The sequence below is a fragment of the Gaiella occulta genome, assembly GCF_003351045.1.
Lineage (GTDB): Bacteria > Actinomycetota > Thermoleophilia > Gaiellales > Gaiellaceae > Gaiella > Gaiella occulta.
On record NZ_QQZY01000004.1, the window covers coordinates 232,774 to 246,211 of the forward strand.

Annotated in this window: 11 protein-coding genes, 1 tRNA gene and 1 pseudogene; 10 read left to right on the plus strand and 3 right to left on the minus strand. The window is 70.8% G+C overall.

Annotated elements, in window-relative coordinates:
* The first annotated feature begins 51 nt into the window (after positions 1-51).
* Both Gocc_RS10075 and Gocc_RS10080 read left to right on the plus strand, forming a co-directional pair.
* Positions 52-2,613, plus strand: coding sequence for a cyclic di-GMP-binding domain-containing protein, MshE-related (locus tag Gocc_RS10075; RefSeq protein WP_114796429.1), 2,562 nt, complete (start codon positions 52-54; stop codon positions 2,611-2,613).
* A gap of 35 nt (positions 2,614-2,648) precedes the next feature.
* A tRNA-Lys gene (locus tag Gocc_RS10080) sits at positions 2,649-2,721 on the plus strand.
* Positions 2,722-2,840: 119 nt separating this feature from the next.
* Here Gocc_RS10080 and Gocc_RS10085 read toward each other — a convergent pair.
* A complete protein-coding gene (locus tag Gocc_RS10085) occupies positions 2,841-3,872 on the minus strand; it encodes an LLM class flavin-dependent oxidoreductase (protein WP_220150561.1) in 1,032 nt (343 codons plus the stop codon).
* 122 nt (positions 3,873-3,994) lie between these two features.
* Here Gocc_RS10085 and Gocc_RS17115 point away from each other — a divergent pair.
* From Gocc_RS17115 to Gocc_RS10120, 8 genes and pseudogenes are all read left to right on the plus strand, one after another.
* Positions 3,995-4,162 (plus strand): annotated as a pseudogene (locus Gocc_RS17115) (alcohol dehydrogenase catalytic domain-containing protein); the annotation flags it as partial.
* Between the two features lie 18 nt (positions 4,163-4,180).
* The gene (locus Gocc_RS10090) at positions 4,181-4,792 is read left to right on the plus strand and encodes a zinc-binding dehydrogenase (protein ID WP_245904907.1); all 612 of its coding nucleotides are present in this window, start codon (positions 4,181-4,183) and stop codon (positions 4,790-4,792) included.
* Positions 4,793-4,806: 14 nt separating this feature from the next.
* A complete protein-coding gene (locus Gocc_RS10095) occupies positions 4,807-5,718 on the plus strand; it encodes a cyclase family protein (RefSeq protein ID WP_147281255.1) in 912 nt (303 codons plus the stop codon).
* A 101-nt stretch (positions 5,719-5,819) separates the two neighbouring features.
* Positions 5,820-6,413 carry a helix-turn-helix domain-containing protein gene (locus Gocc_RS10100; protein ID WP_181813558.1) on the plus strand — a complete coding sequence of 198 codons (594 nt, stop codon included), beginning with the start codon at positions 5,820-5,822 and terminating at the stop codon, positions 6,411-6,413.
* 325 nt (positions 6,414-6,738) lie between these two features.
* On the plus strand, positions 6,739-7,497 hold the full coding sequence (locus tag Gocc_RS10105; RefSeq protein WP_114796433.1) for an SDR family NAD(P)-dependent oxidoreductase: 759 nt from the start codon (positions 6,739-6,741) through the stop codon (positions 7,495-7,497).
* A 95-nt stretch (positions 7,498-7,592) separates the two neighbouring features.
* The gene (locus tag Gocc_RS10110; RefSeq protein WP_181813559.1) at positions 7,593-7,943 is read left to right on the plus strand and encodes an integrase core domain-containing protein; all 351 of its coding nucleotides are present in this window, start codon (positions 7,593-7,595) and stop codon (positions 7,941-7,943) included.
* Between the two features lie 142 nt (positions 7,944-8,085).
* Positions 8,086-8,916, plus strand: a complete 831-nt coding sequence (locus tag Gocc_RS16940) for a universal stress protein (protein ID WP_114796435.1) — start codon at positions 8,086-8,088, stop codon at positions 8,914-8,916.
* 132 nt (positions 8,917-9,048) lie between these two features.
* Positions 9,049-10,029, plus strand: coding sequence for a TerC family protein (locus Gocc_RS10120; RefSeq protein WP_114796436.1), 981 nt, complete (start codon positions 9,049-9,051; stop codon positions 10,027-10,029).
* A 320-nt stretch (positions 10,030-10,349) separates the two neighbouring features.
* Here Gocc_RS10120 and Gocc_RS10130 read toward each other — a convergent pair whose 3' ends face one another.
* Together Gocc_RS10130 and Gocc_RS10140 are read right to left on the minus strand one after the other, a co-directional pair.
* Entirely contained in the window at positions 10,350-11,327 is a 978-nt protein-coding gene (locus Gocc_RS10130; protein ID WP_220150562.1) for a ribose-phosphate diphosphokinase, read from the minus strand.
* A 290-nt stretch (positions 11,328-11,617) separates the two neighbouring features.
* Positions 11,618-13,288 carry a ribonuclease J gene (locus tag Gocc_RS10140; RefSeq protein ID WP_114796440.1) on the minus strand — a complete coding sequence of 557 codons (1,671 nt, stop codon included), beginning with the start codon at positions 13,286-13,288 and terminating at the stop codon, positions 11,618-11,620.
* Positions 13,289-13,438 lie beyond the last annotated feature (150 nt).

A 13,438-nucleotide genomic window follows, 5' to 3' on the forward strand; every position in this document is an offset into this window, starting at 1 on the left:
CTGCCGATCTGCTCTATACCTCGAACGAGTGTCTGCCGATAGACGGATGGAATGGAAGCCTCGTCCTCGCTGTCCTCGCGCCTGATCGGCGCCATCTTCGTCGAGAAGGGCCTCGTCACGGCCGAGCAGCTCGAGCGCGCCCTGCAGCTGCAGGACGAGACCGGCGAGCGGCTCGGCGAGATCATCGTCGCCCGGTTCGGCGTCTCGCGGCTCGAGCTCGCGAGCGTCCTCGCCGAGCAGTGGGCGGAGCTCGAGCGCACGGAGAAGGCGGCCGACGCGGCCGCGGCAGCGCCGCCGGGCGACCCTTCGCCGCAGCCGGCGGGTGATCCGGAGCAGCCGCTGCCGCGCAAGCCGATCGGCGAGATCTTCCTGGAGCGCGGCTTCGTCTCCCGCGAGGAGCTGCAGGCCGCGCTCGACGTGCAGCACACGAGCGGCGACCGGCTCGGCGAGATCCTCGTCGAGCGGGGCGCGCTCACGCGGCTCGATCTCGCGAGCGCGCTCGCCGAGCAGTGGTCGGCCTTGCAGAAGCTCCGTCCCCCTGCGCCGGCCGCGCCGCGGCCGTGGCAGAACGGAAGCCCCGTCACGCAGCCCGACCAGGCGGCCCCGGCCCCGGCGCCGGCCGAGGACGTCGCCGCCGCTTTCGTGACGCTCGATGAGCGCCTCCGTGTCGTCGAGCGCGCTGCGACGGCCTCCCCGTGGCGGGACGACCTCGAGCGCACCGCTTCCGAGTTGCGTGCCGCGCTCGGCGAGATGGAGCAGCGTCTGGCGGCGGCTCGCGGCGAAGAGGCCGTTCTCGGCTCGCTTGCCGGTGCCGTCGAGGAGCTGCGTGCTCGCGTCGAGGAGCCGGCGGCCCGGATCGAGGCCCTGGAGCGCAGGCTCGGCGAGGTGCCGGCTGCGAAAGCGCTCGCCGGCCTCGAGTCGCGTCTCGGCGAGCTGCACCTTCTCGTCGCCGGACATGCCGACATCGACGAGCTTCGCGCCCGCCTGGACGAGCTCGCCGCCCGCGTTGCCGCTCCGGAGCCGTTCGACGACATCCGCGCCGGGGTTGCGGCGTTGCGCGCGCGTGTCGACGAGCTGGCGTCCCGGGTGCCGAGCGTCGAGGTCGTCGACGAGTTGCGTGGCGCGCTGGCGGAGGTGGCGGCGCAGGCTGCGCGTGTGGGCGAGGTTGCCGCGCTCGTTCCGGCGGAGCGGGTTGAGGAGCTTGCCGGGCGGGTGGAGGAGCTCGAGGAGCACGTTGCCTCGGCGGCGCCGCTCTCCGCGGTGCGCGAGGAGATCAGGCGCGTGGCGGAGGTGGCGGCAGGCGAGCAGGCGTCGCTCGCGCAGGCGCTGCTCCAGCGCGTCGAGGAGCTGCGCGAGCGGGCGCCCCGAGACGAGGAGCTGGCCGAGCTGCGAGGTCTCGTCGACGAGATCGCCTCGCGACCGACGCGCGACGACGCGCTCTGGGAGCGCGTGGAGGAGCTCGCGGGCCGCCTGCAGGCGCTCGCCGGAGCCGCCGAGGCGACGGAGGAGCTGCAGCGCGCGCTCGGGTCGCTCGATGCCGCGCGCGAAGCGATCGGCGAGCAGGTGTCTGTCGCGGCCGATGCGCTGCACCGGCGCATCGACGGCGTCGAGGCCGGGATCTCCTCGCTCGATGCTCTCGACGCACGTATCGGCGGCCTCGAGCAGCGGACGGAGACGTTCGTCGACCGCGCCTCGCTGGAGGAGGCGCTCGCCGCGCGCGAAGCGCGGCTGCACGAGGAGACCGCGGCCCAGAACCGGAAGATCGAGGCTCTGCAGGCCGAGGTCGGTTCGCTGGCGATGCGGGTGGACGAGATGCTGGGCCTGCGCCGCCTCGACGTGAAGGCGGCACGGGAGGCGCACGAGTCGCTCGCGGCACGCGTGGACGCGCTGCACGACCTGCGCGCGGACGACCTCGAGTCGGCGCAGATCGCCGCCGCGGAGCTCGTCGCGCGCCTGGACGACGTCGCCGTGCGTGCCGCTTCCGGCGCCGCAGAGGCAGAGCGTGCGCTGCGGGAGGAGCTTGCGCGGATCGCCGCGCGGGCCGAGGAGCGCGACGCCGCGGCGGTCGAGGGGCGCGAGGCGCTGCGGCTCGAGATCGAGCGCGTGGCGGCCTCGGTCGGATGGCGGCTGGAGCGGATCGAGGAGTCGCTCGCGGCCGACGACCGCGAGCAGCTGCGCTGCGCCGCAACGGAGATCGAGCGCCGCCTCGACGCGCAGCTACGGCAGGCCGACGAGCAGGTGCGCGTCACGGAGCGCGCGCTGCGCAAGGGACTCGCCTCGCTCGGGGCGCGGCTCGCCGAGAGCGAGTCGGCCTACGTCGAGGCCGGCAACGCGCTGCGCCGCTCGATCGAGCGGCTCGGCGCCGCCGTCGTCGAGGCGGACGAGCGCATCGAGGCGCGCGACGACGTGGAGCGCTTTGCGACGGCGGTGTCGTTCCTCGCATTCGCGCCCACCGACGACGGCTACCGCCTCGTCGGGGTCGAGGGCCCGCCCCCGATCGTCGGTGCGCGCGTGGAGGTGCCGGGTGCGGAGGGCGAGCTCGTGGTTGCGCGCGTGAGCGCCTCGCCGCTGCCGCTCGACGCCCGCCCGTGCGCATACCTCGAACAGCCGTAGCGACGTCCTGGCGGTCCGTACACTCCGGAGCCGTAGGGCCGTTAGCTCAGCTGGTAGAGCAGGGGACTTTTAATCCCAAGGTCGCTGGTTCGAATCCAGCACGGCCCATGCAAAATGCCTGCAAAACGAGATTTCGTCAGTTGTAGTCTCTGTTGCTTTGGTCGCCGTCGTTGCGGCCGCCGCGTGCGGGGTCGGTTGTCGCCGGGACGGGATCTCTGCGTAGGTGCTCATGCGGTCTCAGCCACTCGCGCGACGGTCGGCAGCTCACCGAGCTCCTGCAGCCTCGCGGTAACGCTGCGGACGACGTCGGTCTGCGTCGCCTGTCCGAGAATGAACAGGACACCGTCGCAGCCGCGTGCACGTAGGTCCCCAAGACGCCTGCGCCACGCGTCGAGGTCGCCCCAGAGGACGAAGTGCTCGACCAGGTAGCTCGCGAGTTCTTCCGACATCAGAGCAGCATTGCCCGAGCGGCTGCTGTCGGCGTGGAAGGCGTAGTCGTACCTGCGCCAGAGCTCTTCGACCTCCCGCTGCAGGCGGGCGGGAACTCCGCGTTCGGTCAGGTCGGTCCCGCGCAGCGCGCGGTTGGCCTGTGCGACGAGCATCTCGCCCATGTCTGCGAGCACACCGTCGACGGTGTTTGCCAGCGAGACCGCGGGTGCGGCCCAGAAGGTCTGGCCGGCACGTCGCTTGCCGGCTGCCACGCGTCGGTCGAGCACGGACGGGTCGAGCGTTCCTCCGTACAGCATTCCGTCGCCGACCTCTCCCGCCAGCTCGGCTGCCCTTGGGCCGTCAGCTGCCAGGATCAGCGGGCACCCGGTTCGAACACGACCTGAGGCAGGGATGGTGCTCGTGCGAAACGATCCGCCCTCGCCGGCCCAGTAGCCCCGGATCGCCGCCACGGCCTGTCGGAGCTCGTCGACGGTGGCAGGGGCGAGGCCGAGGCCTCGTGCGGCGCTGTTGCCGGTCGCGAGCGTGCCGATCGTCCGTCCGCCGCCAAAGTCGGCCAGCGTGGCCAGCAGATTGCCGACGACGAGCGGGTGGCGGACGACGACGTGGGAGACGAGTGGCCCAACGCGGAGGCGGCTCGTGGTTCGGAGCGCCTCCGCCTGGTGGAGATACGAGTCGTCGTAGACGACGGGTGAGTCTGCAATGCCGAGCCAGTCCCAGCCTGCCGCGTCGGTCTCCCGCGCGATCGTGCGGGTTTCCTCCAGCGACCGGGGGAGGGTCATCAGGCCGAAGCGCAGCCTGTCCGACGTCATTGCAGAACCGTATCGCGCCCAGCACCTGCCGCCCTCGGCGACGAACACACGCCAGCGCGGATGTACGTCCCGTGCGTTTCGTCGCTCAGCATTCCTCGTGAGCAGCTCGCCCTGGGCGAGCAGGGTTCGCGCCCGGCGATCCGGTCGTGCTGAACCAGCGGCTCGCATGCGGCAACTGCGCCGCGTGTACTCGCGGCGAGCCGAACCTGTGTACACGGGGCGGTGGCTTCTACGGGGAGGACGTCGCGGGCGGATACGCGGAGTACGTCATCGCACGGGCGTCGAACGCCGTTCACCTTCCGGTCGGCTTGAGCACCCAGACTGCCGCGACGCTCCCCTGCGGCGTCGCGACAGGCCTCCACGCGCTCCACCGCGCCGGGCTCACGGCAGGCGAGACGGTGCTCGTCACCGGGGCGAACGGCGGCGTCGGGATCCACGCCGTCGTGCTCGCACGGTTGTTCGGCGCCGCCGTGATCGCGGTGATCCGCAGCGCCGAGGTCGAGGACGACGTCCGCGCGGCCGGTGCCGCGGAGGTCGTCGTGGCACCGGACGGTGCCTTCCACCGGGCGGTGCGCGCCTGGGCGCCCGACGGGGTCGATGTCGCGATCGAGTGCGTCGGCACGCCGACCATCGCCGCCACGCTCCGATCCGTCCGCTCAGGGGGCCGGGTAGCGGTCGTCGGGAACGTCGACCCGTCGGCGGCGGATCTGGGGCTCGGACTGGTGATCCTGAAGGAGCTCAGCGTCCTCGGGTCGTCGCACGCGACGCCCGCCGAGCTGGCAGAGGCGGTCGAGCTCGTCTCCTCGGGTCGGCTCGCTCCGGTGATTGCCCGTACATTTCCCCTCGAGCAGGCCGCAGAGGCGCACGCGTTCGCAGAGCATGCGACGGCGACAGGCCGGGTCGTGCTGAGAGCCGTGTGAGAACGGAGACCGTCGTGGAGATCTCAGCCGCACTCACGAGGAAGCAGGAGCTCGCCCGCCGCAACTGGGGCCGCTGGGGCGGAGACGATGAGCGTGGAACGCTCAACCTGCTCGGCCCCGCGGAAATCACGGCGGCAGCAAGCCTCGTCCGCCTGGGTGAAGCTCTGCCGCTCGCGCAGGAGCTCGACCGGAAGACGCCCACGCCTCCCCGGCGCCCGGCACCGGCCCACTTCATGCACCGCGACGGCGGTGACTACCTGCGCTCCGGCGACCCCCCGCCACGCGCGCAGTTCAGCGACGATTCGATGCTCCTCGCGCTGCACACCGCGACGCACGTCGATGCGCTCGCACATGTCTGGCACGGCGAGGAGCTCTACAACGGCTTCTCGCGTGAGACCGTGACAAGCACCGGTGCGCATCGCTGCGGCGCGGAGACGCTCGGGCCGATCGTCGGCCGGGGGATCCTGCTCGACGTGGCGACCGCGCTCGGGGCCGACGTGCTTCCCGTCGATCACGCAGTCCGTGTCGAGGATCTCGAGCGGTGCCTCGAGCTCGCGAAGCTCGAACTGCACCCGGCGGACATCGTCCTGATCCGGACGGGGTGGTGGTCGGCATGCGCGGCATCGGAGTCGACGTTCGCCCGCGAGCCCGGCCCGAACCTCGATACGGCATGCTGGCTCGCCGAGCAGGACATCGCTGCCGTCGGCTCCGACAACTTCGCGCTCGAGGTGCTTCCATCGGGTTTCGACGAATTCGTCTTCCCCGTTCACGAGCTGCTCCTCCGCGACTGCGGGATGCCCATCTTCGAGGGGCTCGCGCTCGACGACCTCGCGCAGCGAAGCATCTACGAGTTTATGTTCGTGGCGGCACCGCTTCCGATCGTGGGCGGCACCGCCAGCCCTCTCAATCCACTGGCGGTGATATGACTTCCGTCGTCAAGGAAAGGCTGAGACCATTGTCCGAGGAAACGCGCGAACCTGAAACCGAGCAGGCGCGGGCCGGGTCGGCGAGGCAGTCACCGAGGGTCGTGACCGAAACGGTCGGCCGCCGCGTTCGCACGATTCGCGGCGAGCGCGGGCTCAGCGCCCGCACGGTGGCGGCGGCGGCACAGATCAGCCCGAGCTTGCTCAGCGGCATCGAGCGCGGGACGGCGAGCCCGTCGCTCGTCTCCCTCGTCGCGATCGCGGAGGCGCTGGGCGTTCGCCCGGGCGAGCTCCTCGAGCGTGACGACGAGGCGAAGGCGGGGGAGTCGAACGTCGTCCGGAAAGAAGAGCGGCGGGTGATCGACGATCGACGTTGCCGCCGCGAGTACCTGATGCACGTCGACGACCCCTACCTCGAGGTCGCCGAGCTCCTGCTTCCCTCGGGTGGGGCGTCGCGTCCCGCGCTCGCCCGGCACTCGGGCCGCGACTACGCGATCGTCCTCACCGGCACTGCGACCGTCGAGTTCGCCAACGGGAGCGAGGTCCTCTCGGAGGGCGACTACATCGCCTTCGACTCGGACGCGCCTCATCGCGTCGTCAACAACTCGACCGAAGAATGCAGGCTGATCTGGATCGTCGCCTACAACCCTGAAGCCGAAGCCCGTCGGCGGGAGCTGCACGGGGGCTCTCTCCCGTAGCCTCCGACCAGTCGCGCAACCGTACCCGTCGTCGCGCCCCGGTTGGCCGGTCGCGAGCGCCCGACGGACGTTCGGTCTGAGTAGACACTGTTCACTCTCATTGCTACGCTCGCCGCCAATGGATGTGGCGTGCGATCTCGGCTGTGATGCGGATGACGGGAGAACCCTGGTGTCTCTCGTCTTGATCCCGCGCGATCCGCGAAATGCGATCGCACCGTGGTAAGCGAACGAGACGCCGTGCCTGCGCTCGATCGAGGAGCCGCGTGAATAGCGAGCTGCCGCGTTTCGAAGCCGGACGTCACCCGTCGAACGAGAGGGCACGGCGATGAGCCGGTTCGAAGGGAACGTGGCGGTCGTCACCGGTGGCGGCCACGGCATCGGTGAGGCGACGGCAAGGCGCTTGGGCGCGGAGGGTGCCACGGTCGCACTCGCCGACGTCAAGGATCCAACGGCGGCGATCGCACGCCTGGCCGCCGACGGGATCGACGCCCACCCCTACGTTCTCGATGTCAGCGACGAGCAGGCCGTCGACGACTTCGCCGGCCGCGTCGGCGCCGATCTCGGGCCGGTGGACGTGCTGGTCAACAACGCGGGCGTCCTCCTCACCGGCACCGCGCTGACCGTGGCGCTGGAGGACTGGCGCCGCACCTTCTCGGTCAACGTCGACGGGTTGCTGCTGATGGCGCGTGCGTTCCTACCGGGCATGATCGAGCGGGGTGACGGCGCGATCGTCAACGTCGCATCCACGGGAGGCCTCTACGGGGTTGGCAACCTCGTGGCCTACAACGCCTCGAAGGGCGCTGTCGTGAACCTGACGCGCAATCTCTCGACCGACTTCATGCGCGCCGGTGTCCGCATCAATTGCGTCTGTCCGGGCTGGGTGCAGACGGGGTTCAACGACCCGCTGCTCGAAGGGGTCACCGAGGAGGACGTCGAGCAACTGATCGACAGGACGGTGCCCGCAGGCCGCCAGTCCGATCCCTCCGAGATCGCCGCCGCGATCGCGTTCCTCGCCTCGAACGACGCGTCGTACGTCTCCGGCATTGCTTTCGTCGTCGACGGCGGCCTGACCGCCGCGCTCTGACGCCGCTCTACAAGCAGGCTGCCGACGATTCGATTCCGCTTGGATTCGAGCGACCCTGATTCCGGCTTCTGGCGGCCCGAGCCCGACGGGCGCCGGTGAGGGGTGGGCGGTCGAAGAACCCCCTATCCCCTGAAGAGGGACGGCGGGTGGGGCCACTGCAAGCGGCTGCAACGAGCTTCCGAGAGAAACTCGGCGAGCAGCTCGGGATCCGGCATCGTCGCGGCGGCTACCGCGACCCCGAGTCGCAAGCCTTCATCGAAAGCTGGTTCGGGAAACCCAACGAGAAAGAGGTGTGGCGGGACGAATACGAGACCCTCGACGACGCCAGACGCGGGATCGGCGGCGACGTCGACCGCTACCACCACCGGCCGCACGGCGGGCTCGACCACCGGACGCCCCTCGAGGTATGCCGGACCCGGGAAGACCTGCAAAACGTCGCAGCCTGAACCGTCAACCCCGGCGGGCAGCACGTCCTGGGACATCTCTGAGAGAGATCGTTCTCGGACACTCGCCGAGCGAGCGCTGCGCGCATCCGAGCCATAAAGTAGGAAATTGACATCATGCAAAATTATTCATACTTTATGAATCGTGATAGCAACCGCACCGTTCCAGGCTCGGGGGCTGTCGAGCTCCGTGTGCGAGCGCATCGTCTGCGGAATCGACGAGACGCCCGAGAGCCTCGAGGCTGCGCTTCAGGCGGCTCGGCTGCGAGCACCCGGCGGCGTACTCGTGCTCGTCGCTGTCGCCGAGGTCGCTCTGGCCGCGCGGGCGGGGTGGGCGGCAGTGCGCGTTGCCGATCGGATCTGGGGCGGCTGCGAGGACGCGCTTCAGCGCGCGGTGGCACTCGTGCAGCCGACGAGCTACCGCATTGTCAAGGGGCGGCCGTATCTTGCGCTGCTCGGCCAGATCGAGCGTGAGCGGGCGACGCTTGTGGCTCTCGGAACGCATGAGCACCGACGGGCCGCGGGCCTTGTCTTCGGCAGCGTGGGGACGGCGGTGCTGTGCGACGCTCCCTGCTCGGTCCTCGTCGCGCGTCGGCAGCCGTCGGGCGGCGGGCCGCCGCGGCGGATCGTGGTGGGAGTCGACGGCTCGCCGCCGGCGGCTGTCGCGGCCGCGGTCGCGCAGGAGCTCGAAGCTCGCTTCAGCGGCGAGGTTCGGGCGGTGACGGGGCTCGGCGGGAAGCAGGTCGACAGCGGCGTCGTCTCCGAGCTGTACCCGGAAGCCGAGTTCGACCCGCGACCGCCGGTGGAGGCGATCGTGGATCGGTCGCGGACGGCCGACCTGGTTGTCGTGGGCAGCCGCGGCCTGCACGGCTGGCGGGCGTTCGGAAGCGTCAGCGAGCGGGTTGCGCACCGGGCGCGCTGCTCGGTTCTCGTGGCGCGTGGCCTTGACACGGCGGGAGTTTCGACAGGCGGGTAGCAGGGCAAGCCGAGGGGCAGTATCCCCCAACGGGCGCCACCGTCAGCTCGGCCTTCTGGCCCGGTGGCGCCGGCCCAAGCGGGCGGGAGAGACCTTCGTCAGACCGGTTCTCGATCGACGAAGGGAGCGAGCATGGCGGTGAGCTGGTGGGGATGGGTCGTCTTCGGCGCCTTCGTGGTGGCGATGTTCCTCGTCGACCTCGCTGCCTTCGGGCGCGGGGGACGGGAGATCCCGCTCCGGCGAGCGGCGGTGTGGAGCGTCGGCTGGACGGCGCTCGGGCTTGGGTTCGCCCTTCCGCTCCTCGTCTGGCGCGGGAGCCAGGCGACCAGCGAGTACCTGGCCGGCTTCCTGATCGAGAAGAGCCTCTCGGTCGACAACCTGTTCGTCTTCGCGCTCGTCTTCTCCTACTTCGCCGTCCCGCCCGCCTTGCAGCGGCGCGTTCTCTTCTGGGGCATCGCCGGAGCGCTCGTGCTGCGCGGCGTCTTCATCCTCGGCGGAGCCGCGCTTCTCGACGCCTTCCACGCGACCGTCTACGTCTTCGGAGGCTTCCTCGTCCTGACCGGGATTCGGATGGCCCGGCAGCGAGGGGTCGAGATCCATCCCGAGCGGAACCCCGTGCTGCGGCTGATGCGGCGCGCGCTGCCGATGACCGACGACTACCGCGGCGACCGCCTGACCGTGCGGGAGCACGGCCGCCGCCTGGCGACGCCGATGCTGGCGGCGCTCGTCCTCGTCGCCACCTTCGATGTCGTCTTCGCCGTCGACTCGATCCCGGCGATCTTCGCGGTGACGCGAGACACCTTCATCGTCTTCGCGGCGAACGCCTTCTCCCTGCTCGGGCTCTCGGCTCTCTACTTCGTGCTCGTGGGGATGCTCGGTCGCTTCGTCTACCTGAACGTGGGCCTCGCGACGATCCTCGTCTTCGTCGGCGTCAAGATGATCCTCTCCGATGTCGTCCAGCTGCCGCACTGGCTCTCGCTCGTGGTCGTGGTCGTGACGCTCGCGGCGGCGGTCGCGGCCTCGCTCGCATGGCCGCCGCGCGGCCGGCCGCCGTCCTCGCCCCCGCTCGCCGGCGCCCAGCGCGAGAAGGCCGGCGTCACGGTCGAGCGATGAGGCTGCGCCGCCGAGACGCCCTCCGGGCGAGCGCGCGCTCCGGCGCAGGCATGGCTGTGCGCGACCTCCCTCGAACGCCCCGGCGCCGCCTCGCGGTCGTCACGTCCATGGACTCCCGCATCGACACGCTGCTGCTCGTGGGCCTCGACCACGGCGACGCGCACGTGCTCCTCTGCATCGCGCGTGGCGCCGGCATGCGCGTCGTTCGCGGAGCGCGCTCGCGGCGAAAACAGCTCCGACGCACGCGCCGGGCGCCGAAGATGCAAGCTCCTGCTGTCGATTCCGCCGATACGCACCCACAGCCATGACCTCGGAAGATGCTAGAAGAGCTCGTTGGCACCGGCAAAGATCGCCGAGACGGATGTGTCGCTGAACACATTCGCGATCGTGTCGGCGAGGATCCCGGACGCGGTCAGCACCTCGACGTTTGCGGCGTCTCGCCCGCCGGCGAGCGGGACGGTGTCGGTGATCACGACCGTCTCGATCGCGCTCCCGGCGAGACGGGCGGCGGCGTCGCCGCTGAAGACGCCGTGCGTCGCGCAGGCGAGCACGCGGGCGGCGCCGGCGTCCCGCAGCGCGGCGGCGCCGGAGACGAGGGTCGCGCCGCTGTCGATGATGTCGTCGACGAGGATGGCCGCCTTCCCGGCGACCGATCCGATCACGGCGGGCGTGCCCCTGGCGCGGGCGGAGCGGCTGTCGCGGTTGAGCACGACGAGCGGGGCGTCGATCATCGCGGCGAAGCGCCCCGCGAGCTTCGTGCGGCCGGTGTCGGGCGACACCACGACCGCGTCCTCGGCCGCGCAGCGCTCGCGGAAGTGCTCGGCGAGCAGCGGCAGCGCCGTCATGTGGTCGACCGGGATCGAGAAGAACCCTGGTACCTGGCCCGCGTGAAGGTCCATCGTCAGCACCCTGGCAGCGCCCGCGCGCTCGATCATCGCGGCCACGAGGCGCGCGGTGATCGGCTCGCGCGGGCGCGACTTGCGGTCGTGGCCGGCGTAGAAGAAGCGGGGGATCACCGCGGTGACCCGCTTCGCCGAGGCGAGCCTTGCGGCGTTGACCATCACGAGCAGCTCGACGAGATGCGCGTCGAGCGGCGGGGCGGCCGTCTGCACGATGAAGACGTCGGCGCCCCGCACCGACTCCTCGTAGCGGCACGCCCTGTCTCCGTTCGCGAACTCCTCCCTGTCGACCGCGCCGAGCTCGACCCCGAGGCTCGCCGCGATCTGCAGTGAGAGAGCCGGCGCGGAGCGGCCGCAGAACAGCATCAGGCGCCGCCTGGTTTCCTGCCTGATGCTCATCGGCGCCGTCTCTCGCCGCTCTAGGGATGCATCTCGGTCAGCTTGCCGTGCGTCTCGGGCCGCCGGTCGCGATAGAGCTGCCAGGTCGTGCGCACCTCGTCGATCAGCGCCAGGTCGAGGTCGGCGACTCCTGCTTGGACAGGTTCGCGTGGGCCTGGATGAGCGCGGCCCGCACCGTCCTCGACACCGTGGTTCCCCTCTTGCGGCGATGTCTGCGATCCGCGCGATGCAGTCGAACGGCGTGCCGCCGGCGCGGGCCGACGGCCCGCTTCGCACCGTCCGGCGCCCACTCAGATCTCCACGATGACGGGGATGATCATCGGGCGGCGTTTGGTGAGCGTGTAGACGAGCGCTGCGAGGTCGTCGTGGACGATCTCCTGCAGGTGTTGCGGGTCGTGGATGTGCTCGCGGGCGGCGCGCGCGAGGGTTTTCTGCACGGCGCCGCGGAGCTGTTCGGTGAGGGTGTCGACGCCGCCGGCGGCGGGGACGCCGCGCAGGATCACCTCGGGCGCGGCGACGGGCTCGTCGTCGCTTTCCTGTGCGGCGATCGCGACGACGAACACGATCCCGTCGCGCGACAGCGCACGCCGGTCGTGCAGCGCGGCGTCTTCGGGGTCGCCGACGCCGAGCCCGTCGACGAACATCATCCCGGCCTGCACCGGCTCGGCGAAGCGCGCTCCCTCGGCGTCGATCTCGAGCGGCCTGCCGTTCTCGCCCCTGAACACGCGGTCGGGGGTGATGCCGACCGACTCGGCCAGGAGCGCGTGCAGGTGGATGCGTTTGAAGTCGCCGTGGAACGGCATCAGGTAGCGGGGACGAGTCAGGTTGAGCATCAGCTTCAGCTCTTCGCGGTAGCCGTGCCCGGAGGTGTGCACCGGCGCCTGCGCGGCGGTGACGACGTCGCAGCCGAGCTGGTAGAGGCGGTCGATCGTCTCGTTCACGGCGCGCTCGTTGCCGGGCACCGACGTCGCCGAGAACACGACCGTGTCGCCGGCCCGCAGGCTCACCTGCTGGTGCTCGCCGTAGGCCATGCGCCGCAGCGCCGACAGCGGCTCTCCCTGCGAGCCCGTCGAGATGATCACGAGCTCGTCGTCGGGAAAGTCACCGATCTGCCTCGGCTGGATCAGCGTGCCGTCGGGAATCGTGATGTGGCCGAGCGAGCGGCCGATCTTCACGTTCTTCACCATCGAACGGCCGACGAGCGCGACCTTGCGGCCGAGCTCGTCGGCGGCACGCACGACCTGCGCGACGCGATGGATGTTCGACGCGAAGCTCGTGACGACGATGCGCCCCTCGCAGCGGGCGAACACGTCGAACAGCGCCGGCCCGACGGCCGACTCCGACGGCGCGAACCCATCCCGGTCGGCGTTCGTCGAATCACCGCACAGCAGCAGCAGCCCCTCGCTGCCGAGCCGCGCGAGCCGGTCGAAGTCGGCCGGCCGGCCGTCGACCGGGCTCTGGTCGAAGCGGTAGTCGCCGGTGATCAGCACACGACCGGGCGGCGTCGTCACGAGCACCCCCGCCGCATCCGGAATCGAGTGCGTCAGGTGGATCAGCTCCACCACGAACGGCCCCACCGTCACGACTTCACCGGGCTCGAGCGCGTTGAGCTCGACGTCGCGCAGCCGATGCTCGTCGAGCTTCGACCTCGCCATCGCCATCGTCAGACGGCGGCCGAACACCGGCGGCGCTTCCCTGTCGAGCTCCCGCAGCACGAACGGCAGCGCGCCGAGATGGTCCTCGTGCCCGTGCGTGATGAAGATCCCGTCGAGCCGATCGGCGTGCTCCAGAACGTAGGTGAAGTCCGGCAACACGAGATCGACGCCGTGCATCTCCGGCGACGGAAAGCGCACACCGGCATCCACCATCAGCATGCGGCCGTCGACTTCGAGCACCGTCATGTTCTTGCCGATCTCGCCGAGACCACCGAGCGGCAGGACGCGCAGCGTGTCCTTCTTCACGCGTCTCCTCCCGGAGCGCCCGCGCGAGCACGCGATGCCACAGCCGACCGCTTCATTACGGCCACTCTACTGCGACGTCGGAGATCGCCGTGGCCGACTCAGCAGTGTGTCCGGATGACGGCGGCGGCGGGTGCCGTTAGCCTTGTCTCC

Bases quoted from the DNA above. Each gene is read 5' to 3' on its own strand.
- Gocc_RS10105 (WP_114796433.1), top strand. From the start codon at position 6,739: ATGAGCCGGTTCGAAGGGAACGTGGCGGTCGTCACCGGTGGCGGCCAC.
- Gocc_RS10130 (WP_220150562.1), bottom strand. From the start codon at position 11,327: ATGAGCATCAGGCAGGAAACCAGGCGGCGCCTGATGCTGTTCTGCGGC.
- Gocc_RS10075 (WP_114796429.1), top strand. From the start codon at position 52: ATGGAAGCCTCGTCCTCGCTGTCCTCGCGCCTGATCGGCGCCATCTTC.
- Gocc_RS10120 (WP_114796436.1), top strand. From the start codon at position 9,049: ATGGCGGTGAGCTGGTGGGGATGGGTCGTCTTCGGCGCCTTCGTGGTG.
- Gocc_RS10085 (WP_220150561.1), bottom strand. From the start codon at position 3,872: ATGACGTCGGACAGGCTGCGCTTCGGCCTGATGACCCTCCCCCGGTCG.